The organism is Streptomyces spinosisporus, from assembly GCF_022698145.1.
Taxonomy (GTDB): domain Bacteria; phylum Actinomycetota; class Actinomycetes; order Streptomycetales; family Streptomycetaceae; genus Streptomyces; species Streptomyces spinosisporus.
Genome location: NZ_JALDAX010000006.1, coordinates 252,170 through 277,277, shown reverse-complemented (window position 1 = coordinate 277,277; position 25,108 = coordinate 252,170). Strand labels below are relative to the sequence as shown.

The window sequence follows — 25,108 nt, the reverse complement described above, 5'->3', positions numbered from 1 at the left end:
CTCAGGCCACCTCCGTGGTGGTTTCGCCGGGCCAGTACAGGCGCATCGGGTTGTCGACGAGCAGCCTGCGCCGCTGTTCGGTGGTGACGGCGATCTGCGGCACCTGGTCGACCAGGAGCCCGTCGTCGGGCATGTGGTCGGTGAGATTGGGGTGGGGCCAGTCGGTGCCCCACAGCACGCGGTCGGGGAACTCCTCGACGACGCGGCGGGCGAAGGGGACGACGTCGGCGTAGGGGTGCCGTTCGCCGTTCAGGGCGGCGGGGCCCGTCACGCTCAGGCGCTCGGGGCAGGTCACCTTCACCCAGACGTCGTTGGCGGCGACGAAGCGCAGGAACCGGGAGAACTCCGGTCCGTCCACGGGCCGGGTCACATCGGGCCGGCCCATGTGGTCCACCACCAGCGGAGTGGGCAGCGAACCGAAGAAGTCCTCCAGGTCGGGCAGGTCGACGCTCTCGAAGTAGAGGACGATGTGCCAGCCCAGCGGGGCGATCTTCTCGGCGATCGTGCTCAGGGCGTCCGCGGGCGAGGCGTCGACGAGCCGGCGTACGAAGTTGAAGCGCACGCCTCGTACACCCGCCTCGTGCAGATCCAGCAGCTCGCGCTCGCCGACGTCCGGGCGGACGGTGGCGATGCCGCGTGCCCGGCCGTCCGACGCCTGGAGGGCATCGACCAGGGCGGAGTTGTCCGCGCCGTGACAGGTGGCCTGCACGATGACGTTGCGGGCGATGCCCAAGTGGTCGCGGAGCGCGAACAGTTGCTCCTTGCTCGCGTCACAGGGCGTGTACTTGCGTTCCGGAGCGAAGGGGAAGACGGCCTGCGGGCCGAAGACGTGGCAGTGGGTGTCGACGGTGCCGGGCGGCAGCGTGAACACCGGCGAGGACGGGTCGGGATGCCAGTCCAACCAGCCTTCGGTCACGGGGGAGTTGGGGACAGCGGTGGGCACGGGTGGGTCTCCTTCAGGGGTGGAAGGTCAGTCAGCGGCCCTGGCGCCTGAGCAGGGCGTCGAGGCGCGGGTACACGGCGCGGGCGTTGCGTTCCTGGACCGCGGCCAGGGCCTCCGCGCCCAGCCCGGCCTTCTCGACGTAGCGGCGGGTGTCGTCGAAGTGATGGCCGCTGCACGGGTCGATGTCGCGGACGGCGCCGATCATCTCCGAGGCGAACAGGACGTTGCGCGTGGGGACGACGTCGAGCAGCAGGTCGATGCCGGGCTGGTGGTAGACGCAGGTGTCGAAGAAGACGTTGCCGAGGACGTGCTGCTCCAACTCCGGCTTGCCGAGCGCCATCGCGAGCCCGCGGAAGCGGCCCCAGTGGTACGGCACCGCGCCACCGCCGTGCGGAATGATCAGCCGCAGGGTCGGGAAGTCGGCGAACAGATCGCCCTGCACGAGCTGCATGAACGCCGTGGTGTCGGCGTTGAGGTAGTGCGCACCCGTCGTGTGGAACGCCGGGTTGACGCTGGTGCTGACGTGCACCATGGCCGGGACGTCGTACTCGACCATCTTCTCGTAGAGGGGATACCAGTAGCGGTCCGTGAGCGGCGGGGCGCTCCAGCGTCCGCCGGAGGGGTCGGGGTTGAGGTTCACCGCGACCGCGCCGAACTCCTCGACGCAGCGGGTGAGTTCGGGCAGACAGGTGGCGATGTCGACGCCGGGCGACTGCGGCAGCATCGCCGCCGGGACGAACCGCTCGGGGTACAGCCGGCTGACGCGGTGACACAGTTCGTTGCAGATGGCCGCCCACTCGGCGGACGTCTCGAAGCCGCCGATGTGGTGCGCCATGAAGGAGGCGCGCGGCGAGAAGACCGTCAGGTCGATGCCGCGCTCGTCCATCAGCCGCAGCTGGTTCGCCTCGATCGACTCGCGCAGCTCGTCGTCACCGATGCGCAGATCCGCGCGGGCGGGGGCGGCGGCCGGGTCGGCGAGCGAGGCGATCTGCCGCTGCCGCCAGGCCGCCAGGGCCGGGGGCGCGGTCGTGTAGTGGCCGTGGCAGTCGATGATCATTGCTGCATCCATTCGCGGTCCGGTACGTCGTCGTCGACCGCTGCAGACTCACTCCGCGCCCGGGAGGCCGGGGAGACGTCCCGGCACGGAACTAACGTGCCCTTAACATTGGCGACCCCCTCCTGACCTCGTGGTCTACATTCGTGGCCACGACCGAAGGCGAAAGGAGGTGGCGTATGCAGCTGCTGCTGGCCGAGGACGACGACGGGGTGGCCGCGGCCCTCGTGGAGGTCCTCTACGACCACGGCCACGACACCCGCCGGGTCAGATTCGGCAACGACGTCATGACCTACCACCGCAGCGCCGACCTTCTCCTGCTCGACCTGGGCCTGCCCGACGTCGACGGCCTGGAGGTGCTGCGCGGACTGCGCGCGGTGAGCGATCTGCCCGTGGTGATCCTCACGGCCCGCGGCGACGAGCGCTCGGTGGTGCGCGGGCTGCGGCTCGGCGCCGACGACTACCTGGTCAAGCCGGTACGGCTGACCGAGCTGCTCGCCCGTATCGACGCCGTCACCCGGCGGATCAGGGCCCAGGGGGCGAAGCCCGGGGTGCGGGTCGTGCGCACCGACGACGTCGAGGTCGACCTGGACGCCCGGCGCGTGCGGGTGGCCGGGGCCGAGGTCGAGCTGACCGCCAAGGAGTTCGACGTCCTCGCGGTGCTGGCGCGCCGGGCGGGCACGGCGGTCAGCCGCGAGCAGCTCCTCGACGAGGTGTGGGGCGACGCCCGCCACACCACCTCCCGCTCCCTCGACGTCCACCTCACCCAGCTGCGCGCCAAGCTGGGGCGTCCCGAGCTGCTGACCACGATCCGCGGCTTCGGCTATCGCTTCGGGGACTGAGGCGTGCGTACCCGCGTCCAGGCCGTCCTGCTGCTGTTCGGAATCCTCGCGGCGGCCGCCTTCGCCATCCCGCTGCTGCTGTTCACCGCCTCCGACCGCACCCAGCAACTGGTGCTCGCCCGCAGTTCCGACCTGGACCGCTTCGCCTCCCTCATGGACCAGGCGGCACGCACCGGCGACACCTCCCAGGTGGCCGCCGAGGCCCGCCGCTACACACAGCTGTACGGGGAAGCGCTCGTCGTGACCGACATCCGCCGCAGCCCCGTCGTACAGACCGGCGGCATGCGGGCCGACCAGCCCGGCGTGGCCCGGCTGATCGACGCGGCGCTGCGCAACCAGAGTGCCCGCCCCGCGACGGCGCTGCGTCCCTGGTCGCGGGGGCACCGGACGTTCGCCGCGCCCGCCGGGACGGGAACCCAGGTCACCGGTGCGGTTGTGCTGCGCGCTTCCGTGGCGACCGCCGCGGGGGACATCACCCGGCGGTGGGCGGCCGTTCTCGCCGGAACGGCGCTCGTCGCACTGGCCTGCACGGCGCTGGCGCGTGTCGCGACCCGCTGGGTGGTCAGTCCGCTGCGCCGCCTCGACCGGGCCGTCGGACAGCTCGCCGCCGGGCTGCCGCCCGAACAGACCCGCGCCTCGGGCCCGCCCGAGCTGCGGCAGCTGGCCACCGGCTTCAACCGCATGGCGCGCACGGTGATCGCCGCCCTGGAGCAGCAGGGCCGGCTCGTCGCCGACACCTCCCACCAGATGCGCAACCCCATGGCGGCGCTCCGGCTGCGGGTGGACGCCCTGCACACCCATCTGCCGCCGTCGGCCGAGCGCACCTACACCGGCGTCACCACCGAGCTCGACCGCCTGGAGACGCTCCTCGACGACATGCTCGCCCTCGCCACCGCCGAGCACCGGGCCGGGGAACTGACGGTGACCGACGACGCGGACGCCCGCTGCGACGCCGCCGACGTCGCCCTGTCCCGGCACCGGCTGTGGAAGCCGGTCGCCGACCGCGCCGGAATCCGCCTCACCACCGACGCCGGCACCCCCGTGCCCGCCCTCTGCACCGACCGTGAGCTGGCCCAGGTCATGGACATCCTCCTGGACAACGCCATCAAATACGCAGGTCGGGGTGCCGAGATCACCCTGACCTGCACCGCCGAAGGCCCCTGGGCACGCATCACGGTGACCGACACCGGCCCCGGCCTGACGGCCGACGAACTGACCCGGGCCACGGAGCGATTCTGGCGCTCGACCCGACAGACCGGCACCACAGGCACGGGCCTGGGCCTGGCGATCGCCCAACAACTGCTCACGGGCCGCGGAGGCCGACTGGAACTGGGGCAGGCGCGGGCGGGGGGCCTACGGGTCACGGGATTCGTGCCGCTCGCCGCAGCCGATGGGGGTACGCGATGACCGGGCCCGTCGTAGACCGCCGTTACCGGGCTGAGCGGCGCGCTGCACCTTGCGACCGGCGAGCCGCCGACAAACATGCCGGGTGCGGCAGCCGACGTCGGTGTGCTCGGCAGGTCACTGGGCTGGGGCTGCGCCTCGCGGCGGGTGAGCCGGTGGCGTTCGCACCGCGGGTCGCGGCCGAGGGGGTGTGCGATGACCGGGCCTGTCGTTGACCGTCGTGCCGCGTTGCGTGCCAGTCGTGCCGGTGTCGGTGTCGTGGCGCTCGGAGGAGTGCTCGTCGGGGACGCGACCTGGCGGAGCACCGGGCCGAGCGGTCTGGTGCGCCCTGTGATCGGTGAGCCGGTGGCGTTCGTGCCGCGTGCGGCAGTCGGCGGTGGTGTGCGATGAGCGGGCCCGTCGTGGATCGCCGTGCCGCGTTGCGTGCCGGCGTCGGGGTGGTGGCTGCGGCGGCGCTCGGGGGTGTGCTTGTTGGCGATGCGTCGCGGCAGAGTACCGGGCCGAGTGGGGTGCTGCGGCTGGCGACCGGTGAGCCCACGGCGTTCTACGCGGCCTTCGGGCGGCTTCTCGCCGCCGAGATCGAGGGGGCATACCCGGAGCTGAGCTGCCGTATCCGCACCACCGCGGGGAGTGTCACCAATCTGGAGCTGCTGCGCGACGGGCACGTCGATCTCGCGCTCGTTCTCACCGACACCGCGCGGGCGGCTCAGGACACGACGCTCTTTCCGCGCCCGGTGCCGTTGCGTGCGATCGGCAGGCTGTACGAGACCTATCTGCAGTTCGCGGTCCGTGCGGACTCCTCCGTGCGCAGCGTGTCGGGCCTGGCCGGGCACACCGTCTCGCTGGGTGCCGTCGGCTCGGGGGCGGCCCTGCTCGGGGAACGGCTGCTGCGCGCGGCGGGCCTGACGCCGGGCACCGATGTCCCCGTACGTCATCTGCGGCTGGCGGCCGCGGCCGACGCGGTGCGGGCGGGGACGGTCGAGGGGCTGCTGGTGGCGGGCGGTGTGCCGCTGCCCACGCTCACGGACCTGGACAAGGACCCGGGCCTGCGCTTCCTGCCGCTCACCGATCTGCTGCCCCGCCGCGGCGACGGCGAGGGCCTGGCTGCCGCGGGCCTGGAAGAGGTCACCTTCCCCGAGAGCGCCTACCGCACGGCGGGCGGCGTCGCCACCGTCGGCGTCTCCAACCTCCTCGTGTGCCGACCCGACCTGGACATCAACGTCGCCGAGGCGATCACCCGCCTGCTGGTGCTGCGCGCCAGCGAGCTGGTGCCGGGCAGCGCGGTCGGGGCTCAGTTCCTGGACGTACGCAGTCTGATCGGTACGGGGAGTGTGGCGCTGCACGCGGGAGCGGTGAGGGCGTATCGGGCGCTGCACGGGTGATGTCTCGGCCCCGTGGGGTCAGCGCCCGGTGTCGACGATGTTCTGCACCGCCCGGCTCAGGGCCAGCACACCCGCGATGATCAGCAGGGCGCCCAGGAGCACGGGCAGCAGCCACCAGCCCGTGCGGATCTTCTCGTCGAACAGGACGATGCCCAGGGCCAGGCTCACGGTCGCGTCGCCGATGGTGAGCGCGGGCTGGGACGCGGCGAGCGGGCCCACCTGGAGGGCGTTCTCCAGCAGGACCACCGCGCTCACGCCGGCCAGGGCGAAGCCGTAGGTCTGCCAGGCGGTGAGGAAGGCCGTGAAGCCGTGGTCGGCGAACGTGCCTGTCGCGGACTTCAGCAGGGCGGCTGTGAGGGCGTTGCCGATCGCGGCCGCGGCCCCGAGGAGCGCGGCCCGCAGGGCCGGCGGACGCCTTCGGCCGGCTGTCAGCACCGCCCCGGCCATGGCGCCCACGCAGAGGACAAGTACCGGGACCCAGCGCGTCAGGGGCGCCTCGTCCGTGGCGCCGTGCGGAGCGGCGGACGCGAGGGCCAGCGCCAGACCCGCCACCACACCGCCCACGCCCCACCAGCCCCGCCCGGGCAACCGGCGATGCATCAGCGACGAGGCGGCGAGCAGCGCGAAGGGCAGTTCCAGGATGAACAGCGGCTGTACGAGGGCGAGGGGGCCGTTGACCAGGGCCAGGCTCTGGAAGACGGCGGCGCCGATCACCCCGGCCATGCCGATCACCCAGGCGGGCCGGCGCACGAGTTCCGCGAGCAGCCGCAGCCCGCTACTGCTGGTGGTGGCGGCCGCCTTGCGCTGGAACGCGGTCCCCACGGCGTTGCTCGCGGCTCCCGCGACGGCGAAGAGCGCGGCGAACTCGATCATCAGCCCACAGCTTACGCAGCGCCCGCTGCTGCGGCACACGGGGCGACGGGACAGCGCGGCACGGCGCCCGGCCCGGAACTCCCCGGGACGGGCACCGCGCTTCGCTCAGCACCTCGGTCGGGACCTCAGCACTCGCCGCGCCACACGACCCGGGTGATGGTGAGCCCCGCCTCCGCGTTGGCCTTGTAGCGGCCCGGGCCGGGGTTGTAGTGGAAGCAGTCCGTCGACGGCTGCCCGCCCAGGTACGACGTCACGTCGACGTGGTCGGCGCCCGGGTACCGGACCCCGTTGTTGAAGATGGAGCCGACCGCCAGATTGCCGGACCAGTTGCCCGGCACCGCCAGCAGGAGCCGTCCGGTCTGGTTGGCACCGCTGTAGGCGCAGAAGTACCCCTTCGCGCAGCCGGGTGGGCTGGCCTCCGCGGACGCGGTCGGGGCGGTGGCGAGGACACCGGTGAAGGCGACCGCCAGGGCTCCCGCCCCCAGTGCGCCGAGCCGCTTGCCGTTGATCATGGTGCGCATGGTGCGCGTCCCCCCTGTGGTCAGCACTCGCCGCGCCACTTGACCTTGACGAGGTGGGTGCCCGGAGCGGCGTTCCCCTTGTAGACGCCGGGACCCGGGTTGTAGTGGAGGCAGACGGTCTCCCCTCCGCCCTCGACGGCGTACGTCATGTCGACGTGGTCGGCGCCCGGGAAACGGACGCCGTTGTTGAACGCCGACTGGAAGACGACGTCCCCGCTCCAGTTGCCGGCGGTCTTCAGGACGAGCTGACCGGTCTGGTCGGGGCCGCTGTAGGCGCAGAAGTATTCCTTCGGGCAGCCGGGCGGGTTGGGTTCCGCGGACGCACCCGGCGCGGTCGCCAGGACGGTGGTGAAGGCGGCCGCCGCCACCGCTGCGAAAGCAGCACGTTTACGCATGCCGTTGTTCCCCCTGTTGGTCGGTACTGCGCAGAACATGGTCGCGTGCGTCCTCAGACTGCCCGTCACCGACGCCGCCGGCCAGATGATTCGACCCTCGTCGAAAACGCCAGTTGACGCCGTTGCCGGGAACTGACTGTGCTTCAACCTGCCGTCGGCGAGCCGGTGTTGACGAGCGCCGCCTCGGCGTCATGGCCGTAGATCCAGCCGTTGGTGACCAGCGGGTCAAAGGCCGTCAGGGCGGCGTCGCGGGAGCGCTGGGCGGGGCCGTCGGGCAGGTGGTTGCTGTCGCGGCGGGCGTGCGAGACCTGCTGGAGCCGGGTGGTACGGCCGATGCGGGCCGCCTCGTACCGCTTCAGTGCCCGCTCGGGCTCGTCCGGGGCTTCGGCCAGGCAGCGGGCCAGTACGGCGGCGTCCTCGACGGACTGGGCCGCGCCCTGGGCGAAGAACGGGAACATGGGGTGTGCGGCGTCGCCGAGCAGGGTGATCCGGCCGCGGCTCCAGTGCCGTAGCGGCGCGCGGTCCAGCAGGGCCCAGCGGCCCGGGACGCCGCCGGCGGTGATGAGGTCCCTCACGCGGGCGTCCCACCCGGCGAACTCGGCGTGGAACTCCTCGGTGGTGGCGGTCGCGCTCCAGGACTCGTCGGTGAAGTCCCCGGCCGGGGCGAAGGCGACCACGTTCACCATGGTCCGGTCGGCGATGGGATAGTGCACGAAGTGCCGTCCGGGTCCCAGCCAGATGGTCTGGGCGGGGCGCAGGGCGAACGCGGGCGCGGCGTCGGCGGGCACGACGGTGCGGAAGGCACAGATCCCGGAGTACTCCGGAGGTTCGGACTCCGTCACCGCGCCCCGGACCACGGAATGGAGACCGTCCGCACCGATGACGACGTCGGCCTCGACACGCGTGCCGTCGGCGAAGTGCAGCAGCGCGCCGTCCGCGGCCGCCTCCACGGCCGTGCACCGGGCGCCGAGACGGACCCATTCGGCGGGCACGGCCGACTTCACGGTGTCCAGCAGGTCGGCCCGGTGGACGACGTACGTCCGCTCCCCGTAGAGCCGCTCGCACACTCCGGTCAGCCGCTCGACCGACAGCACACCGCCGTCCGCCCAGCGGCGGAACTCCCAGCCCCACTCCAGTGGTACGGCCCGCCGCAGAAAGCGGTCCAGCACACCGAGGCGGCGCAGCAGCCGCACCGCATTGGGTGCCATGACGAGCCCGGCGCCCACCTCCCTGAGGGCGGGCGCCTGCTCGTACACGGTGGCGGTCAGGCCCGCGCGGCGCAGAAAGGCAGCGGCGGCGAGCCCGCCGATACCGCCTCCGACGACGGCGATGCGCGGTCCGTGCGTACGGTCGTGCCTGTCCTGCATGGAGCCTCTCCTCCTGTGCGAGGCCTTGCGCGAGGTCCTGTGCCAGACCTTGCGCAAGGCCTGCGCGAGGGCCAACGTCCTTGCAGCATCTCGAAGTTCTCGCGCTGTGTCAGACGGCAGGCTCAGGCTCCGCCGCCTCGGCCGCGGCTCCGGCCGCCCGGCCGGGCAGGGTGAGGACGGCCAGGAAAGCGGCGACGGCGACGGCGGCGAAGAAGTAGAACCCCCACGGGTGGCCGATTCCGGCGCTGACGAGTGCGCCGGTGACGGTCGGGCCGACGATGGAGCCGATACGGCCGATGCCGGAGGCGGAGCCGAGGGCGGTGCCGCGGACGGCCGCCGGGTAGTAGTGGGTGACGTAGGCGTAGACCAGCACCTGGGCCGAGAAGACGAACACGCCGGTGAGGAAGACGACGGTGTCGAGCAGCAGATCGCCGTGCATCTTCACGCTGAGGCAGGCCAGCATGACCACCGAGAGGGCGAACCAGCCGAGCGTGGTGAGCTTGATGCCCCGGCGGTCGGCGACGAAGCCGCCCAGCACCAGGCCGACCACCCCGCCGACGTTGAGGACGAGCAGCTGGGTGACCGCGGTGGGGACGGGGTAGCCGGCGTCGTTCATCAGCTTGGGCAGCCAGGTGTTGAGGCCGTAGACGAGCAGCAGACCCATGAACGAGGCGACCCAGACGCCGATGCCCGCGCGGAGGTAGGCCGGCTTGAGCAGTTCGGTGAACGGGACGCGCTGGGAGGCGGGCGCCTCCTTGGCGCGGACGTAGGCCTCCGACTCGGGCAGCTTGAACCACTGGAGGACCGCGATGCCCAGGCCGGTGATGCCGAGAACGTAGAAGAGGATCTGCCAGCTGCCGGTGACCTGCAGGGCCAGCAGCGAGGTGATGACGGCACCGGTGTGGTAGCCGGTCATGGTCAGGGTGCTGGCGCGGGCCCGTCGTGCGGCGGGCATGTGCTCGGCCATCATCGTCAGCGAGGCCGGCATACAGGCGCCGAGGCCGATGCCGGCGACGAGCCGCAGGGCCGCGAACATCGTGACGGAGGAGGCCAGCGGCACCAGCAGGGTGAAGACGGAGAACTCCACCACCGAGCCGATGAGCAGCAGCCGCCGCCCGAACCGGTCGGCGAGCGGACCGACCGTGACGGCGCCGATGGCGACACCGACGAGGGACAGCGTGGCGACGGTGGTGGCGTCCCCGGCCGTCATGCCGAGGTGATGGGTCTTCAGGAGGGTGGGGATGATGGCGCCGAGGACGACGAGGTCGTAGCCCTCCAGCAGAACGGTGATCCAGCACAGGACGACGGTCCAGGCGTTGCGGCCGTCGGAGCCTGTTCTCGTGGTGGTGCCCGGCGCGTCGGCCGATGTGGTGGGTGCCATGACGATCCCTCTGGAGCGGCTGCGGGGGACGGGGTGGGGACGGGGGAGAACGGGGGTGTCAGAACGGGTAGTCGGCGATCTCGGGGCGGACGGTGACCCACTGGGTCTCGGTGAAGGCCTCGACGTTGGCGGCGGCTCCGCCGAACCGGGACCCGGTGCCGGAGGCCTTGACGCCGCCGAAGGGGGCGTTGGGCTCGTCGCTGACGGTCTGTTCGTTGATGTGGACCTTGCCGGAGTCGATCCGGTCCGCGAGTTTCATCGCCGTGCCGACGTCGCCGAGGATGCCGACGGACAGGCCGTACTCGCAGTCGTTGACGATCCGCGCGGCCTCTTCGAGGGTGCCGAAACCGATCACGGGCGCCACGGGTCCGAAGATCTCCTCGCGCCAGGCCGGCATGTCGGTGGTGACCTGGGTCAGCACGGTGGCCGGGTAGCAGGCGCCCGCGATCTCGCCGCCCGCGGCCAGGGTTGCGCCCGCCGCCACGCTGTCGCTGACGATGCCGTGCACCCGCTCCAGCTGCCGACCGTCGATGATCGGGCCGAGCGCCACGTCCTCCTGCGCGGGATCGCCCACGGGCAGCGCACGGGCCTTCTCGGCCAGTACGGCGCTGTACTCCTCCAGCAGCGACTCGTGCACGATGTGGCGGCCGGTCGTCATACAGATCTGCCCCTGGTGCAGATACGAGCCGAACGCGCCCGCGGACGCCGCCTTGTGCACATCCGCGCCCGGCAGCACCACCAGCGCGTTGTTCCCGCCGAGTTCGAGGTGGGCCCGCTTCAGCAGCCGGCCGGCCTGCTCACCGATGGCCCGTCCGACCGGGGTGGACCCGGTGAAGGAGACGACCCGCACCTCGGGCACCTCGACCACCGCCCGGCCGACCGAGCCGTCGCCGGGGAGCAGGTGCAGCAGACCGGAGGGCAGCCCGGCCTCCTCGAAGACGCGCGCGATGACGACGCCGCCGCTGACCGCGGTGCGCGGGTCCGGCTTGAGCAGCACCGCGTTGCCGAGCGCCAGCGCGGGCGCCACCGAGCGCAGACCGAGGATGAGCGGGAAGTTGAACGGGGCGATCACACTGACGACACCGGCCGGGCGGCGCCGCGCGAACGACCAGCGGGCCTCCTCCGACGTCAGCACCTCACCCTGCGGATGCGTCGGCAGCGCCGCGCACTCGAAGCACTCGCCCAGCGCCAGCTGCACCTCGAACGACGCCTTGGAGCGCACCGAGCCCGCCTCGCGGATCAGCCAGTCCTCGATCTCGGCGGCATGCTCGGTGAACAGCTGGCCCGCGCGGCGCAGGACGGCCGCGCGCTGCTGGGGAGGGGTCGCCGCCCAGTCCCGCTGCGCCTCGGCGGCCCGGGCGGCCGCGCGCTGCACGTCCTGCGTCGTGGCCAGGCCCACGGTGCCGAGCCGGGAACCGGTCGCGGGCTCGGTGACCGTGTGCTCGCGGGTGGCGTCCCGCCAGCCGTCGCTGAAGAACTTCTTGCTCCAGACGGAGCCGTTCAGGAGTGTCATCGAATTCCCTTCCGTCACCCAAGGGGTGGTGCGTTCTTTGAGGAGGGGGCGTGCGATCGTGGCGGGCCCGTCAGGACGGGGTGGTGAGCGCGGTGTCGACCTGGACCAGCCGGGGGCCGTCCGGGCTCCGGGACAGAACGGCCCGCAACTCCTCGACGCCGTCCACGTGTTGGGCGGCCACCCCGTAGCCCTCGGCGATACGGGTGAAGTCCAGGCCCGGGATGTCCGTGCCCGGCGCGTCCGGCACGCCGAGGAGGTCGCCGAACCAGCGCAGCGCGCCGTACGTGCCGTTGCGCAGCAGCACCACCGTCAGGGGCAGGCGCTGCTGCGCGGCCGTCCACAGCGCGGTGATGCCGTAGTTGGCCGAGCCGTCCCCGATCACGCCGACGACCGGCCGGTCGGGCTGGGCCATGGCGACGCCGACCGCGCCCGGCAGGCCGAACCCGAGACCGCCTGCGGCCGGGAAGTAGTAGGAACCGGGCCGGCGCAGATCCATCTGGCGCCACCACGAGGAGTTCGTCGAGGTCGACTCCACCACATAGGCCGTGTCACCGGGCAGTTCGTCCCGCAGGGCCGCGAAGACCTCCTCGGGATGCAGCCGCGGACCCTCCGCGGTGAGCGGCGCGGGCACGGGCCGGTACTCCCCGGTGGGCGTCCCGGGCCCGCCGAGTGCCTTGAGCAGCAGGTCGATCACCGCGCCGGGATCGGCGACCAGCGCCTCGCCCATCGGCGCACGTGCGGCGGCCGAGGCGTCCTCCGTCACCTGGATCAGGCGGGTGCCCTCGGGCAGATACCGGCCCGGCAGGTACTCGTGGTAGCGGAAGACCGGAGCTCCGAGCACCAGCACGAGATCGTGGCCCTCGAAGGCCCGCGAGACGGGCTCGATCCCGGCGGGCAGCACACCCCGGAACTGCGGATGCCGGTTGGGGAAGGGCAGCCGGAACAGCGAGGGCGCAGCCCACACCGGACCGCCCAGCCGCTCGGCGAGCCGTACCGCGTCGTCGAAGAGCCCGGCCGTGTCGATGTCACCGCCGAGCACGAGCACGGGCCGCCGTGCCGCTGCGACCGCCTCGGTCAGCAGCCGCGCCTGCTCCCCGCCGGGCACTGCGGCACGCTGCACCTGCCGGTCCAGCACGGCCGAGGCGTTGTCGCCGGCGTCCACCGCCCAGTCGTCGTAGGGCACGGAGAGATACGTCGGCCGGCGCTGCAACTCGGCTTCGAAGACGGCCTGGGCGAGTGCGCGGGGAACGTCCTGGGCGCACGCCGGTTCGGCGGCCCAGCCGACGAGCGGCTTCATCAGGGACGGGGCGTCGACGTTGGAGAGGTTGGCCTCCGGCCCGATGGCCGGCCGCACCTGCTGACCGGCCACGACCACCAGGGGCGTGCGCGCGGCGACGGCGTTGGTGAGCGCGCCCATCGCGTTGCCGGAGCCGGAGGCGGCGTGCAGATTCACGAGCACCGGGCGGCCCGTGGCCTGCGCATATCCGTCGGCCATCCCCACCACGGCACCCTCGTGCAGCCCCAGGACATACCGGAACCCGTCCGGCAGGTCGGCGAGGAAGGGCAGCTCGTTGGAGCCGGGATTGCCGAAGACGGTGGTCAGTCCCCGGCGCTCGAGGAATTCATGGGTGATGCGACGCACGGATGGCACAGGCGGTCCCTTTCGAAGTGACGCAGCACACGCTAGGCACCGCACGACATGCCGACCAATAGATGTTGTCGGAGCGCGATATAGACTGCATCGATGTGGGCAGCTTCGATCTCAACCTCGCGCGGGTCTTCGTGCTGCTCTACGAGACCGGCAGCGTGACCGCCACGGCCGAAACACTGCACGTCACACAGCCGACCGTGAGCTACAGCCTGGCCAAGCTGCGTCGTCACTTCGGCGACGAGCTGTTCCGCCGCACCGGTCGCGGTCTCGCTCCGACCGCGGGTGCCCAGCGTCTGTACGAGCCGCTGCAGAGGGCGCTCGCCGTCATCGACACGGCGACCGGCCAGGGCGACGACTTCGACCCGGCGACCATGTCGGGCCGGTTCACGGTCGCCCTCTCCGACCTCGGCGAGGCGACCCTGCTGCCCCGCATCGCGGCCGCGGCCCGCGACCGTGCGCCCGGAGTGTCCTTCACCGTCCGCCCGCTGGACGTGGACAACGCCGAGAGTTGGCTGCGCCGCGGCGAACTCGACGCCTTCATCGCCACACCGGTCCTCACCTCGCACCGCACCGAGCGCATCCCGCTCTTCCACGAGCGCTACGTCGGCATGGTCGCCGCCGACCACCCCCGCGTCCGCGGCGCGTCCGTCACGCTCGCGGAGCTCAGGGCCGAGCGGCACGCGACGGTCTACGGCCCCAGCGGCCATGTCGTGCCCCGGGCCCTGCTCGCCAACCACGGCCTGCTGGACCGGGTGAGCGTCGAGGCCACCCGCTTCTCGATGCTGCCCTACCTACTGGAACGCACCGACCTCATCGCCATCGTCCCCGAATACGTCGGCGAGGTCTTCACCGCCTCCCATCGCCTCCGCCTGGTCCGCCTCCCCTTCGAGACCGAGCCCATCGAAGTGGCCCTCTACGCCCGCCACGAATCCTCCCGCAGCCCCTCCCAACGCTGGCTCGTCGCCTTCATGTCGGAGGTACTGGGCGAACTGGTCAGCCCGGCGCAATTGCCGCCGAGCATCGGGTGAGGGTGTTCCTTGGCGGGGGGCGCTGTGCAAGTTGCGGTGGGGTGGGGGTGGTTGGGTGTGGCTGGGGGACTTGCTTTGGCGTTGGGGCGAGTGGGGCCGCACGTCGAACGTCCCTCGGCGTGGGGGTGGTTGGGCGTGGCCGGGGGATTTGCTGTGGCATCGGGGCGCGGGGGTCTGGCCGGGGAACTTCCTCCGGTGTGGGGGTGATCGGGCGCGGCCGGAAGGCTCGCCCCGGTGTAGGCCAGGTGGGTCCGACCGGTCAACTCCCTTCGGCGCTGGGGTGATTGGGTGCGACCTGGGCCGCGCTCCAGCGTCGCGGTGATGAGGCCCGGCGGGCAACTCCCGTCAGTGTGGCTGTGGTTGGGTGCGGCTGGGAGGCTCGCTCCGGCGTTCGGCCAGGTGGGCCCGGTCGGCGTCCTTGAGAATAGGGTGATTGGGTGCGTTCGGGCGACATGCTCCGGTGCGGGGGCAGCAGGTGGTTCCGACCAGGTAAGCGCCCCCCATGCAGGGGCAGTTGAGCTCGACCTGGCGCCAATCAGGTCCTGTGTCCGGGCGCGCAGCGGCCCTAATGCCCCACCCAGCGTCGATACGCCTCCTTGTCGACATTGCTGCCGCACACGATGGTCACCACATGCCGCCCGGCGAAGCGGTCGCGGTCTTCGAGGAGGGCCGCGATGCCGAGTGCCGCCGACGGTTCGACGACGAGTCCGGCGCGGTCGAGGAGCAGCCGCATGCCGGCCACGATCGATGCCTCCCGGACCAGTACGGCGTCGTCGGCGACCAGGAGGAGGTCGTCCAGGACGGCCGGGATGGGACGCCGGCCGGCGACACCGTCGGCGATGGTGTCGGTGAACTCGGTGGTGACGACGCGCCCTTGGCGCCATGACCGGGTCATCGCCGGCGCGCCCACCGGCTGTACGCAGATCACCTCGACGCCCGGCGCGAGGGCCTTCATCACGTGACCCACGCCCGTGGCCAGCGCCCCACCGCCGAGGGCGATCAGGACGGCGTCGAACGACGACCGGGCCTGAGCCAGTTCCAGGCCGATCGTCGCCGCGCCCTCGCAGGTCTCGATGTCCAGGCTGTCCTCGACCAGCCGGATACCGTCCTGCAGCGCGATGGCCGCCGCCCGCTCACGGGCCAACTCATGGTCGCCGTCGACCAGTTCCAGCCTCGCGCCCAGGGCGCGGATGCGATCGAGCTCGGCCGCGGTCGCGTGGCGCGATGCCACGACGGTGACGTCGAGCCCGCGGCCGCGAGCGGACCACGCGAGGGCCTGGCCGAGGTTGCCGGCGCTGGCGCACACCGCGGCTCGCGAGCCTTCGTCGGCGAGCAGGCTCGTGACCAGTTCGGTGCCGCGGGCCTTGAAGCTGCGTACGGGGTTGGCCGTTTCGAGTTTGATGCTCACGGCGCATCCGAGGTCGGGCTCCAGCGCCTCGCAGCGGTACAGCGGGGTGTCGAGGAACACGGGGTTGATGACCCGGCGAGCCGCCCGGATCCGAGCGGTGTCCAGACGCGTCTCCTGCATGACATCGCAGCGTAGCCGCGCCGATGCCCTGCGACGTAGGCGCGGTGCCGGTGCTCGGGGCAGGTGTAGGACAGCTCCCGACCTACACCCGACCTAAGGTTTCGGCAATCGACAACCGACAACCGACCTCGGCGAAGGGATCGCGATGTCCGACCAGACCGGCGCCGCACCGCAGGGCTACACCACCGTCGCCCCTTGGGTCGTCACCGACGACACGGGGGCGTTCCTCGACTTCGTCACCCAGGTGTTCGGGGGTGAGGAACTGTCGCGGGTCCGGACCGAGGACGGCCTGATCGGCCACGGCGAGATCCGGATCGGCGACACCGTCGTGCTCGCCTTCGACCGGCGCGCCGAATGGCTGGCCATGCCCAGCCTGCTGCGCGTCTTCGTCCCCGACGCCGACCTGGCGTTCTCCCGGGCCGTCGCAGCCGGCAGCCAGATCGTGACCCCGGTGGCGAACGACGCCTTCGGATGCCGCGGAGGACGCGTCAAGGACCCCTTCGGCAATATCTGGTGGGTGGTCGGCCGGGTCGAGGAGGTCTCCGAGGACGAGATGTGGAAGCGGCTGCAGGAGCCCACGTACGCCGAGGTCATGCGAGTGGCGCAGGAGACCCTCGACGCCGAACTCGGGGGACGAGCCGGCGGACGGGCGGGGGGACGCAGCAGCGCTCCGATCCGGACGACGGAGTGACGGCAGCCCGCCGCACCTCTACGACGCGGTGACGGTAGCCTGCGACATCATGATGCGCGCCTGGACCCTGCCGACGTTTTACGTGCTCTGCGGATCGGTCGCCGCGGCGGGACTGATCCTCACGGGAAGCCCCGGCGCGGGCGCGGTGCTGCTGGCGGTGTTCGTGCTGCTCGGCGCCGCCCACTCGCCGCTGGTCTTCCCGAGGTCCCTCGGCGCGCTGGAGGCACAGCGCCTCAGTGCCGTCGACGGGAAGCCCGTCGTCTACTGGCGGCCGGGCTGCGCCTACTGCATGCGGCTGCGCATGCGGTTGGGCCGTCGCGCCCGTCAGCTGTACTGGGTCGACATCTGGCGCGACCCGGCCGGAGCGGCGGCGGTCCGGGAGGTCAACGACGGCAACGAGACCGTGCCCACGGTGTTCGTGGCGGGCCGCCCACACGTCAACCCCGACCCCGGGTGGCTGCGGGAACGGCTCTCTTCCTGAGATCATGCGGCATGCGCCCGGATGACTGGCACGTGGACGAACAGCCGCCGTACGACTGGCAGTTGACCGACAACATCGACGACTTCCTCGCCCGGGCCGGAGACTTCCTGCGCGCGCAACCGGCCCTGCACACCACACCGCTGACGACGATCGAGAAACTGCGCGAACACCCCGACGCCTACGGCCCCGAACCTCCGCTCTTCGCTCTGCTGGAGTCCGCGGGCGAGGTGCGCGCCATCTGCCTTCTCCTCGCGACCCGCCGCGTGACCCTGACCCACCTGTCACCCGAGCAGGCCGACGCCCTCGCCGTACGCCTGGCCGCGTTGCACCGTCCCCTCGCGGGGGTTACTGCGGACCATGACACCGCCACCGCCTTCGCCGAGGCATGGCAGCGGCACACCGGGGCGACGCCGGAGGCGCACTGGTGGGGCCGTCTGCACCGGCTCGGCACGCTCACCCCGCCCGAGCCGCGCCCGGCCGGTCGGGGCCGCGCCGTTACCGCGAGCGACCATGAGCAACTCATCCGATTCTGCAACGAGTTCGCCGCCGAGGTCGGAGAGCCCGCCACCCTGGACGTCGGCTCCTGGCCCCACTCGCGCTTCGCCGACAAGCACTTCACCTTCTGGCAGACCCCGCAGGGCACGCCGGTCTCCATGGCCGGCTCGACGTCGATGTGCGCCGGGATGATCCGGGTGGACCCCGTCTACACCCCATCCCACCTGCGGGCCCGTGGCTACGCGGGCGCCGTGACCGTCGAGGTGACCCGGACCGCGCTGGCGGCGGGCGCGACGGACGTCGTCCTGTTCACCAACCCGGCCAACGCCACCAGCAACGCCCTCTACCGGCGCATCGGATACGTCCCGCTGGCCGACTTCACCGGGTATCGCTTCTGCTAGGACGTACCGCTTCTCCTAGGACGTACCGCTCCTGCCGAGACGTACTGCTTCTCCCGGGGCATACTGCTTCTCCCGGGACACGACGGCAGCCGTTGTATACATGGGCCGGGCGCAGCTACTCACGAGGCGCATGGAGGGTGAATGGCCCACACGGTCACCGTGTTCACACTCGGTGGGACGATCTCCGCCGCACAGGGAGGCCCGGGGCGGCTGTCCGGCGCGCAGGTGCTGTCCGAGCTGACGCTCCCCGACGACGTCGAGATCCGGCTGCGGGACTTCAGGCGGGTCCCCAGTTCGGCGCTGACCGTCGAGGACGTGGCGGAACTCGCCGGGTTGATCGACGAGGCCGGAGCCGATGGTTCGGGTGCGGTCGTCGTCCAGGGGACCGACACCATCGAGGAGTCGGCCTTCCTCCTCGACCTGCTGTGCGCACACCGGGAGCCCATCGTGGTCACCGGCGCCATGCGGCGTCCCGACGCGCCGGGGGCGGACGGTGCGGCGAACCTGTCGGCGGCCGTCGCGGTGGCCGGGGATCCGCGGTTCCGCGACACGGGCGCCGTAGTGGTGATGGCGGACGAGATCCACGCGGCACGCCATGTGCGCAAGGCGCACACGACCTCGGTCGCGACCTTCGCCTCGCCCGGTGCCGGTCCCCTCGGCACGGTGACGGAGGGGCGGCCCCGCCTTCTGCTCCGGCCCCCGGCGCACACCGTGCCCGCTCCGCTGCGCCTCGACCGTGCGGTGCGCGTCGCGCTGGTCACGCTGTCGCTCGGGGACCGAGGAGAGCTCCTGGACGCGGTGGACGACCGCTTCGACGGGCTGGTCGTGGCGGCCTTCGGCGCGGGGCACGTCCCGGCCTGGCTGGTCGATCCGCTGGCGCGCCTCGCCGGCCGCATGCCGGTGGTCCTGGCCTCCCGCACGGGCGCCGGACCGATCCTGAGCAGCACCTACCTGGGGCCCGGATCGGAGTCCGACGTCCTCGGCCCGGGACTGATCTCCGCCGGCCCCTTGGACGCCCCGAAGGCACGGCTGCTCCTGCACGCCCTGCTGGCCGACGGCGCGGACCGCGCCCGCGTCGAGAAGACCTTCGCGGCCTTGCGAGGAGAACGCTGAAGACGGTCGCCCGACCGGCCACGGAGCTGAACCTAGCCGAGCTAGCCGAGCGTGCCCACCCCGTCGATCAGCAGATCCCGGTCCGAGCGGGCCGCCACCACCTCGAACCCCAGGGCCGCGAGTTGCCGGGCCCGTGCCGGACTGCCCGCGTACACACCGGGGATGACGTCACGGGCCCGGCACGCGGAGACGACGGACTGCAACTCGCCCTTGTCGCCCGCGATGAGGGCGTCGAGAGGTGTGCCGAGCGACAGGGCGAGGTCGTAGGGTCCGACGAAGATCATGTCGACGCCCGGTGTCGCGGCGATCTCGTCGACGTGGTCGAGTCCGGCCCGGGTCTCGACCATGACACCGCACACCACCTGGCGGTTGGCCTCCTCGACCCCGACCTCCGCGCGTCCCCAGTACGGGGCGAACGGCCCCCAACTGCGGCTGCCGACCGGGGGATACCGTACGGCGGCTGCCGCGCGAGCGGCCGTCTCCGCGCTCTCGATCATGGGGACGACGACGCCTCGCGCCCCGGCGTCGAGCGCACGGCCGATCTCGCCGGCGTCGAGAGAGCGCACGCGCACCAGGACGTCGGCCGCGGTGACGGCGTGCAGCGTGTCGCGGATCGACCGGTCGTCGTAGAAGCCGTGTTGGGCGTCGAGACCGATCCACCCGGGGCTGCCGTGGCTGACGGCCTCCGCCGCTGCGGCTCCCAGGAGTGACCACACCCCCGTGCCCGACACCGGGGCCCACGTCGTCATTCGCGTCACGCCTGCGTCTCCTCGTGTGCGATGTGCTGGTTCGAACCCGAACCCGAACCCGAACCCGAACCCGAACCCGAATCCGAATCCGAACCCGAACCCGGCTCAGCGGAACCGGTGATCACGTCCACCGCGTGGCGCCGGTGCCGGGCGAAGAGTTCGAGGGCGGTGTCGGTGTCGCGGGCGCGCAACGCGGCGAGAAGTTCCCGGTGTTCGCGCGGGATGCGGTCGAGATAGCCCCGGGTGCTGCGGCCGATCCGGGTCAGCAGGAACAGGTGCACCTGGCAGCGGATGCCGTCCCATGCCTCGGCGAGGCGCCGGTGTCCCGTGGCGGCGAACACCGCGTCGTGGAAGGCGATGTCGCAGCGCACCATCTCGTGCGCGCCAGCGGCCCGTTCCATCATGTCGGCCGTCTTCGCGATCGACGCGAGGTCCTCGTCGGAGGCCCGTGCGATCACCTCGCGGACGGCGAGGTCCTCCAGCGCACCGCGCAGACTGTCCAACTCGGCCACGTCGTCGGGGGTCAGCGACGTCACCGTCGTCCCGCGGTGCCAGGCACAGTGGACCAGCCCCTGCCGTTCCAGCAGCCGAAGGGCCTCACGCACCGGGCCCCGGCTGACGTCCATGTCACCGGACAGCTCCACCTCGCGCAGCTGCGCGCCGGGAGCGTACGTCCCGTCGAAGACGGCCTCCCGGATCCGGTCGGCGACCTCGTCGGCCAGACCCCGGCGCCGGGCGGGAGCCACCCGGCCCCGTTCGCTCATCGTCTGCACCCCCTGACGCCTCCAAATGTAGGAATGTTAACATTCACCTCGCTCTCAACACAGTGACTCCTACGACCAGGAGGGCGGTCCCGTGAGCGAACTCGACTCCCCGATCCCGCGGTTCCATCTCGCCATGCCGGTCGACGACCTGGCCGCCGCCCGCCGGTTCTACGGCGAGGTGCTGGGCCTGGAGCAGGGCCGCAGCGCGGACACCTGGGTGGACTGGAATCTGCACGGCCACCAGTTCGTCACCCACCTCGCCCCGGAGCGTGGACAGCGCATCCACAACCCGGTCGACGGCCACGACGTCCCGGTGCCGCATTTCGGGCTGATCCTGACGGTCGACGCATTCCACCGACTCGCCGACCGTCTGCGTGCGGCGCGCGTCGAGTTCGTCATCGAGCCCTACGTCCGCTTCGAGGGTCAGAAGGGCGAGCAGTGGACGATGTTCCTCCACGACCCGGCCGGCAACGCCCTGGAGTTCAAGGCGTTCGCCGACGACTCACAGGTCTTTGCGGCCTGACCAGCGCGACAGTGCGGTTCGCCCGCCGCTCCAACGGCGGGCGAACCGCACCCCTTTGACGGATCCTCACGGATCAGCGAAGGACACTCGGCGCGGCGCGGGGAGGCGTTCGCCGAGTCCGGGCGGGTGTCAGGCGCACCCGGCCGGAGTGGCCCGCGAGGCGTCGGAGATCAGCGCCTGCTGGGCCGCCTTGAGCCGTTTGACGTCGGGCTTGACGACCTTGCGGTCGTACGTCAGCAGGCCGTTGAGCTCACCTTCGACATCCGAGATCTGGGTGTAGACCGCGCCGTTGCCGCCCTTGCAGGCGAGCGCGTGGACCTCGTCGAGCTTGGCGAGGTAGTCGTCGGTGTAGGTGGCCGGGTCGACGTCGACGTAGGACTGCTGGACCGACCAGGCATGTCCCGGCACCGCGAGCCCGAGACCGCCGTACTCACCGCTGACCAGGGCGCGTTGACCGTCCGGCTGCGGCGGCAGGGCGGGACTGGGGTAGCCGTGTTCGTCCATGATGTCGCCGGTGCCGCCGTCGGCCCCGAGGTTGAGCCCGGACATGGAGTTGACCAGCCGGGTCGGGTCCCAGGACTTGGCCTGGTCGGCGATGCGGGCCATGTCGTACTGGCCCCAGCCCTCGTTGAAGGTGACCCACATGATGACGGACGGGCTGCTGATGTGCTCGTCGATCATCTGCTTCATCTCGCGCTCGTACTCGGCGCGCGCGGCGGTGGACGGGTTCACTCCGGCGGTCATCGCCGGCATGTCCTGCCACACCATCAGGCCCAGTCGGTCGGCCCAGTAGAACCAGCGGTCGGGTTCCACCTTGATGTGCTTGCGCACCGAGTTGAAGCCCATGTTCTTGTGCATCTTCAGGTCGTACGCGAGCGCCTCGTCGGTCGGCGCCGTGTACAGGCCGTCCGGCCAGAAGCCCTGGTCGAGCGTGGCCATCATGAAGATCGGCTTGCCGTTCAGGACGGTGCGCGGAACGCCGTCGATCTTCTCGACCTTGATCGACCGCATGCCGAAGTAGCTGCCGACACGGTCGGATCCGACGCTCACCTTGAGGTTGTAGAGGTAGGGGTCGTCGGGCGACCACAGGTGCGGCTTGCGGAGGTGCAGGGTCAGGGCCTTGCCGCTGCGGCCGGTGACCGTGGCGACCTTGCGCTTGCCCTCGTAGGCCGTCGCCGTGACCGGCACTCCGTCGCGTACGCCCTGCGGTTCGACGGTGAGTGTGCCGTCGTCCACGTTCGGGGTGAGCTTGAGCTGGTCGACGTGGTCGGCCGCTACCGGCTCCATCCACACCGTCTGCCAGATGCCCGAGGTCGGCGTGTACCAGATGCCGCTGGGGTCCAGGCGCTGCTTGCCGACCGGCGGGTTCTCGCCGTTCGCCGCGTCGGTGGGATCGTAGACGCCGACGATCAGTTCCTGGGTGCGGCCCGGCTTCAGCGCGTCCGTGATGTCGGCGCTGAACTTGTCGTAGCCGCCCTGGTGTTCGGCCACCTTGGTGCCGTTGACGTACACCTCGGCCTTCCAGTCGACCGCGCCGAAGTTGAGCTGCAGCCGCTTGCCGGAGCCGACCTTCCAGCCGGCCGGCACGGTGAAGGTGCGCCGGTACCACATGCGGTCCTCGTGCCGCTCCAGACCCGACAGCTGCGACTCGACGGGGTAGGGGACGAGGATCTTCTCGCCGAGGTTCTTGCCCACCGGCGGCTGCTCTCCCGCCTTGGCGGCGGCGAACTGCCAGGACCCGTTGAGGTTCTTCCACGAGTCACGGGTCAACTGCGGCCGCGGGTACTCGGGGTGGGCGTTGGAGGGCGAGACGTCGTCGGCCCACTTGGTGCTGAGTTCGTATGTGGACTTGTTGGCGCCGCTGCTCCAGAAGGAGCTGACAACGTTGCCGTCCGTGCCGGTCAGACCGCCCTTGCCGTCGTAGCGGACGTCGGCGAGGCCGGACGCGGTGCCGGACTTGTTGCCGACGACGGGCTCCTTCAGCGAGACCAGCAGCCTGTGCGGGTCGGCGGAGTCCAGCCGGGCCGTGCCCAGGGGCCAGGTGGCGCCCCCGATCACCGCGTCGAGGTGGTCGGTGAGACCGGCCGGCGGTGCGGCGAGCGGCTGCGCGAACTCCATCGCGAGCGTACGGCCGCCGGCCTGGACGTCCGTGGAGATGGCGCCGTCGTAGTCGTAGCCGTCCGGCAGACGGAACGCGGACTGCGGTACGGCGGTCTTACTGCCGCCCGGCGGGGTCCAGCGCAGATGGAGGTTGGAGCCTCCGTAGTGCTCGAAGTACTCGACCTTGATGTCGTAGGCCTTGCCCGCGGTCAACTCGACGGGCTGGCCGGTCTGTTCGGTGTCCCAGTCGTCGACCCAGTGGTCGATGACCAGCTTCCCGTCGACCCACAGCCGGAAGCCGTTGTCACCGATGATCGAGAAGGTGGTGTTCCCGGTCTTCTCCGGGACGACCTTTCCGGTCCAGCGGACGCTCACGTCGTCCGCCTGCCCGGTGGCGAAGTTCAGTCGTGGTTCGAGGGTGTCGAAGTCCAGGTTGGGGTCGAACCCGGTGGCCTTGAGCTCGTGAAAATCGAAGGCGCCGGGTGCCGACTGCGTGTAGTACTCGCCCTTGAGGCCATGGACCTCGACGGGATCGTCTGCCGCACTCGCGGCAGGCGTCACGGCAAGGCCCGCGGCACCGAGGGCCGCGGCCACGAGCAGGGCGAGGCGTTGGCGGATCGGTCTGATGCGCACGAATCCTCCTTGGCTGAGGAAGGGTGGCGGCTCGCTGCTTCAGTCTGTACAACGTTGGAAGGAACGGCAGTTGGCATAAGAGCACGGCTCCCGGCCTCTGTCCAGGGGCATGACAAATCCCTGAGGATGAGGCACCCATCGATGCTGAGGAGATCCCTTGCGGGCCAGCCTGAAGGACGTGGCGGAACGCGCGGGCGTTTCGATCAAGACCGTGTCCAACGTTGTGAACAACTATCCGCACGTCACCCCGGCCATGCGGGCCCGGGTGCAGGCGGCGATCGACGAGCTCGGCTACCGGCCCAATCTGACCGCGCGGCATCTGCGCAAGGGCCGGACGGGGATCATCGCGCTGGCCGTGCCCGAACTCGGCAACCCCTATTTCGCCGAGCTGGCCGGCGCCGTGATCGACGCGGCCGCCGAGCACGAGTTCACCGTCCTGCTCGACCACACCCGCGGCGACCGCGAGCAGGAGATCCTGGTCAGCCAGGGGTTCCGGGGCCGGGTCATCGACGGGCTGATCCTGAGCCCGCTGGCCCTGGAGGCCGAGGATCTGCAGGGCCGGTCCGACGACGTACCGCTGGTGCTGCTCGGCGAGCGGGAGTACGACCTGCCCTTCGACCACATCGCGATCGACAACGTGGCCGCGGCCCGGTGCGCGGTGCGGCATCTGCTCGGGCGCGGCCGGACCCGCATCGCCTACCTCGGTGTGCGCACCGACTCCGTGAACCGGCCCGCCCACCTGCGACTGGACGGCTGGCGCGAGGAGTTGGCGGCGGCCGGTGTGCCCGCGCCGGACAGCCTGGTGGTCCCGGTCGGCGGGTGGGACCGGGACGACGGGGCGCGTGCGATGGCCGAGCTGCTGGACTCCGGCGTGCGCCCGGACGCCGTCTTCGCGTTCAACGACCTGATCGCGATCGGGGCGATGCGGGTGCTGCACGAGCGAGGGCTCCGGGTGCCCTGGGACGTGGCGGTGGTGGGGTTCGACGACATCGCCGAGGGGCGGTTCGGCGCCGTCACCCTGACCACGGTCTCCCCGGACAAGCACGCCATCGCCAAGATGGCCGTCGCCTCGCTGCTGCGCAGCCTGTCGGGCCGCGAGGAGCCCGGCGGACGCGAACTCACCGCGAAGTTCGAGCTCGTGGAGCGCGAGAGCACCCTGGGCCGCCGCTGACGAGATTTCGGACGGAGGTCTTTACACGGGTCTTTCAACGATGTAAAAACCTCCTCTGAACGACGTGCCACACCGAGTTGACCGCAAGAGCCAGCCTCCCCGAGA

General features: G+C 71.5%; 23 protein-coding genes. 10 read left to right on the top strand and 13 right to left on the bottom strand.

Annotated elements, in window-relative coordinates:
- Position 1 precedes the first annotated feature (1 nt).
- Both MQN93_RS18625 and MQN93_RS18620 read right to left on the bottom strand, forming a co-directional pair.
- Positions 2–943, bottom strand: a complete 942-nt coding sequence (locus MQN93_RS18625) for an amidohydrolase family protein (protein ID WP_242710369.1) — start codon at positions 941–943, stop codon at positions 2–4.
- A gap of 31 nt (positions 944–974) precedes the next feature.
- Entirely contained in the window at positions 975–2,000 is a 1,026-nt protein-coding gene (locus tag MQN93_RS18620; protein ID WP_242710368.1) for an amidohydrolase family protein, read from the bottom strand.
- A 176-nt stretch (positions 2,001–2,176) separates the two neighbouring features.
- On the opposite strand from MQN93_RS18620, the gene MQN93_RS18615 reads away from it, so the two are divergent.
- The 3 genes from MQN93_RS18615 (at position 2,177) to MQN93_RS18605 (ending at position 5,625) form a co-directional block, all read left to right on the top strand.
- Positions 2,177–2,839 carry a response regulator transcription factor gene (locus MQN93_RS18615; RefSeq protein WP_242710367.1) on the top strand — a complete coding sequence of 221 codons (663 nt, stop codon included), beginning with the start codon at positions 2,177–2,179 and terminating at the stop codon, positions 2,837–2,839.
- Positions 2,840–2,842: 3 nt separating this feature from the next.
- On the top strand, positions 2,843–4,246 hold the full coding sequence (locus MQN93_RS18610; protein WP_242710366.1) for a sensor histidine kinase: 1,404 nt from the start codon (positions 2,843–2,845) through the stop codon (positions 4,244–4,246).
- 383 nt (positions 4,247–4,629) lie between these two features.
- Positions 4,630–5,625 (top strand): TAXI family TRAP transporter solute-binding subunit, encoded by a 996-nt coding sequence (locus tag MQN93_RS18605; protein ID WP_242710365.1) that lies wholly within the window; start codon positions 4,630–4,632, stop codon positions 5,623–5,625.
- Between the two features lie 18 nt (positions 5,626–5,643).
- Here the strand turns inward: MQN93_RS18605 and MQN93_RS18600 are convergent, their stop codons facing one another.
- The 7 genes from MQN93_RS18600 to mdlC all read right to left on the bottom strand — a co-directional run bounded on the left by MQN93_RS18600 (position 5,644) and on the right by mdlC (position 13,326).
- Entirely contained in the window at positions 5,644–6,498 is an 855-nt protein-coding gene (locus MQN93_RS18600; protein WP_242710364.1) for a DMT family transporter, read from the bottom strand.
- A gap of 125 nt (positions 6,499–6,623) precedes the next feature.
- The gene (locus MQN93_RS18595) at positions 6,624–7,019 is read right to left on the bottom strand and encodes a peptidase inhibitor family I36 protein (protein ID WP_242710363.1); all 396 of its coding nucleotides are present in this window, start codon (positions 7,017–7,019) and stop codon (positions 6,624–6,626) included.
- 20 nt (positions 7,020–7,039) lie between these two features.
- On the bottom strand, positions 7,040–7,414 hold the full coding sequence (locus MQN93_RS18590; protein WP_242710362.1) for a peptidase inhibitor family I36 protein: 375 nt from the start codon (positions 7,412–7,414) through the stop codon (positions 7,040–7,042).
- 143 nt (positions 7,415–7,557) lie between these two features.
- Positions 7,558–8,781: an FAD-dependent monooxygenase gene (locus MQN93_RS18585; RefSeq protein ID WP_016430467.1), complete on the bottom strand. Its 1,224-nt coding sequence runs from the start codon at positions 8,779–8,781 to the stop codon at positions 7,558–7,560.
- Between the two features lie 109 nt (positions 8,782–8,890).
- Positions 8,891–10,162, bottom strand: coding sequence for an MFS transporter (locus MQN93_RS18580; protein WP_242710361.1), 1,272 nt, complete (start codon positions 10,160–10,162; stop codon positions 8,891–8,893).
- A gap of 58 nt (positions 10,163–10,220) precedes the next feature.
- Complete coding sequence (locus MQN93_RS18575) at positions 10,221–11,675, bottom strand: benzaldehyde dehydrogenase (protein WP_242710360.1); 1,455 nt, start codon at positions 11,673–11,675, stop codon at positions 10,221–10,223.
- A 70-nt stretch (positions 11,676–11,745) separates the two neighbouring features.
- Positions 11,746–13,326 carry a benzoylformate decarboxylase gene (mdlC, locus tag MQN93_RS18570; RefSeq protein ID WP_242710359.1) on the bottom strand — a complete coding sequence of 527 codons (1,581 nt, stop codon included), beginning with the start codon at positions 13,324–13,326 and terminating at the stop codon, positions 11,746–11,748.
- A gap of 95 nt (positions 13,327–13,421) precedes the next feature.
- Between mdlC and MQN93_RS18565 the strand changes: the two genes are divergently transcribed.
- A complete protein-coding gene (locus MQN93_RS18565; RefSeq protein WP_242710358.1) occupies positions 13,422–14,354 on the top strand; it encodes a LysR family transcriptional regulator in 933 nt (310 codons plus the stop codon).
- 565 nt (positions 14,355–14,919) lie between these two features.
- On the opposite strand, the gene MQN93_RS18560 is transcribed toward MQN93_RS18565, so the two are convergent.
- Positions 14,920–15,882, bottom strand: a complete 963-nt coding sequence (locus MQN93_RS18560; protein ID WP_242710357.1) for a threonine ammonia-lyase — start codon at positions 15,880–15,882, stop codon at positions 14,920–14,922.
- Between the two features lie 145 nt (positions 15,883–16,027).
- Here MQN93_RS18560 and MQN93_RS18555 point away from each other — a divergent pair, with 145 nt between their 5' ends.
- From MQN93_RS18555 to MQN93_RS18540, 4 genes are all read left to right on the top strand, one after another.
- The gene (locus MQN93_RS18555) at positions 16,028–16,573 is read left to right on the top strand and encodes a VOC family protein (RefSeq protein ID WP_242710356.1); all 546 of its coding nucleotides are present in this window, start codon (positions 16,028–16,030) and stop codon (positions 16,571–16,573) included.
- Between the two features lie 49 nt (positions 16,574–16,622).
- Entirely contained in the window at positions 16,623–17,054 is a 432-nt protein-coding gene (locus tag MQN93_RS18550; RefSeq protein ID WP_016430460.1) for a glutaredoxin domain-containing protein, read from the top strand.
- A gap of 11 nt (positions 17,055–17,065) precedes the next feature.
- Entirely contained in the window at positions 17,066–17,950 is an 885-nt protein-coding gene (locus MQN93_RS18545; protein WP_242710355.1) for a GNAT family N-acetyltransferase, read from the top strand.
- A gap of 141 nt (positions 17,951–18,091) precedes the next feature.
- A complete protein-coding gene (locus MQN93_RS18540) occupies positions 18,092–19,063 on the top strand; it encodes an asparaginase (protein WP_242710354.1) in 972 nt (323 codons plus the stop codon).
- A gap of 41 nt (positions 19,064–19,104) precedes the next feature.
- Here the strand turns inward: MQN93_RS18540 and MQN93_RS18535 are convergent, their stop codons facing one another.
- Together MQN93_RS18535 and MQN93_RS18530 are read right to left on the bottom strand one after the other, a co-directional pair.
- Positions 19,105–19,812, bottom strand: coding sequence for an HpcH/HpaI aldolase family protein (locus tag MQN93_RS18535; protein ID WP_242710520.1), 708 nt, complete (start codon positions 19,810–19,812; stop codon positions 19,105–19,107).
- Between the two features lie 5 nt (positions 19,813–19,817).
- On the bottom strand, positions 19,818–20,576 hold the full coding sequence (locus MQN93_RS18530) for a GntR family transcriptional regulator (RefSeq protein ID WP_242710353.1): 759 nt from the start codon (positions 20,574–20,576) through the stop codon (positions 19,818–19,820).
- Between the two features lie 91 nt (positions 20,577–20,667).
- On the opposite strand from MQN93_RS18530, the gene MQN93_RS18525 reads away from it, so the two are divergent.
- On the top strand, positions 20,668–21,099 hold the full coding sequence (locus MQN93_RS18525) for a VOC family protein (RefSeq protein ID WP_016430455.1): 432 nt from the start codon (positions 20,668–20,670) through the stop codon (positions 21,097–21,099).
- 129 nt (positions 21,100–21,228) lie between these two features.
- Here MQN93_RS18525 and MQN93_RS18520 read toward each other — a convergent pair whose 3' ends face one another.
- Entirely contained in the window at positions 21,229–23,832 is a 2,604-nt protein-coding gene (locus MQN93_RS18520) for a PA14 domain-containing protein (RefSeq protein ID WP_242710352.1), read from the bottom strand.
- 157 nt (positions 23,833–23,989) lie between these two features.
- Here MQN93_RS18520 and MQN93_RS18515 point away from each other — a divergent pair, with 157 nt between their 5' ends.
- Entirely contained in the window at positions 23,990–25,003 is a 1,014-nt protein-coding gene (locus MQN93_RS18515; protein ID WP_016430453.1) for a LacI family DNA-binding transcriptional regulator, read from the top strand.
- Positions 25,004–25,108 lie beyond the last annotated feature (105 nt).

What these genes read in the sequence shown, in the direction of transcription:
- MQN93_RS18620 (WP_242710368.1), bottom strand. Translation starts at nt 2,000, where the DNA reads ATGATCATCGACTGCCACGGCCACTACACGACCGCGCCCCCGGCCCTG.
- MQN93_RS18615 (WP_242710367.1), top strand. Translation starts at nt 2,177, where the DNA reads ATGCAGCTGCTGCTGGCCGAGGACGACGACGGGGTGGCCGCGGCCCTC.
- MQN93_RS18605 (WP_242710365.1), top strand. Translation starts at nt 4,630, where the DNA reads ATGAGCGGGCCCGTCGTGGATCGCCGTGCCGCGTTGCGTGCCGGCGTC.
- MQN93_RS18600 (WP_242710364.1), bottom strand. Translation starts at nt 6,498, where the DNA reads ATGATCGAGTTCGCCGCGCTCTTCGCCGTCGCGGGAGCCGCGAGCAAC.
- MQN93_RS18595 (WP_242710363.1), bottom strand. Translation starts at nt 7,019, where the DNA reads ATGCGCACCATGATCAACGGCAAGCGGCTCGGCGCACTGGGGGCGGGA.
- MQN93_RS18590 (WP_242710362.1), bottom strand. Translation starts at nt 7,414, where the DNA reads ATGCGTAAACGTGCTGCTTTCGCAGCGGTGGCGGCGGCCGCCTTCACC.
- MQN93_RS18585 (WP_016430467.1), bottom strand. Translation starts at nt 8,781, where the DNA reads ATGCAGGACAGGCACGACCGTACGCACGGACCGCGCATCGCCGTCGTC.
- MQN93_RS18580 (WP_242710361.1), bottom strand. Translation starts at nt 10,162, where the DNA reads ATGGCACCCACCACATCGGCCGACGCGCCGGGCACCACCACGAGAACA.
- MQN93_RS18575 (WP_242710360.1), bottom strand. Translation starts at nt 11,675, where the DNA reads ATGACACTCCTGAACGGCTCCGTCTGGAGCAAGAAGTTCTTCAGCGAC.
- MQN93_RS18560 (WP_242710357.1), bottom strand. Translation starts at nt 15,882, where the DNA reads ATGCAGGAGACGCGTCTGGACACCGCTCGGATCCGGGCGGCTCGCCGG.
- MQN93_RS18555 (WP_242710356.1), top strand. Translation starts at nt 16,028, where the DNA reads ATGTCCGACCAGACCGGCGCCGCACCGCAGGGCTACACCACCGTCGCC.
- MQN93_RS18550 (WP_016430460.1), top strand. Translation starts at nt 16,623, where the DNA reads ATGATGCGCGCCTGGACCCTGCCGACGTTTTACGTGCTCTGCGGATCG.
- MQN93_RS18545 (WP_242710355.1), top strand. Translation starts at nt 17,066, where the DNA reads ATGCGCCCGGATGACTGGCACGTGGACGAACAGCCGCCGTACGACTGG.
- MQN93_RS18540 (WP_242710354.1), top strand. Translation starts at nt 18,092, where the DNA reads ATGGCCCACACGGTCACCGTGTTCACACTCGGTGGGACGATCTCCGCC.
- MQN93_RS18535 (WP_242710520.1), bottom strand. Translation starts at nt 19,812, where the DNA reads ATGACGACGTGGGCCCCGGTGTCGGGCACGGGGGTGTGGTCACTCCTG.
- MQN93_RS18530 (WP_242710353.1), bottom strand. Translation starts at nt 20,576, where the DNA reads ATGAGCGAACGGGGCCGGGTGGCTCCCGCCCGGCGCCGGGGTCTGGCC.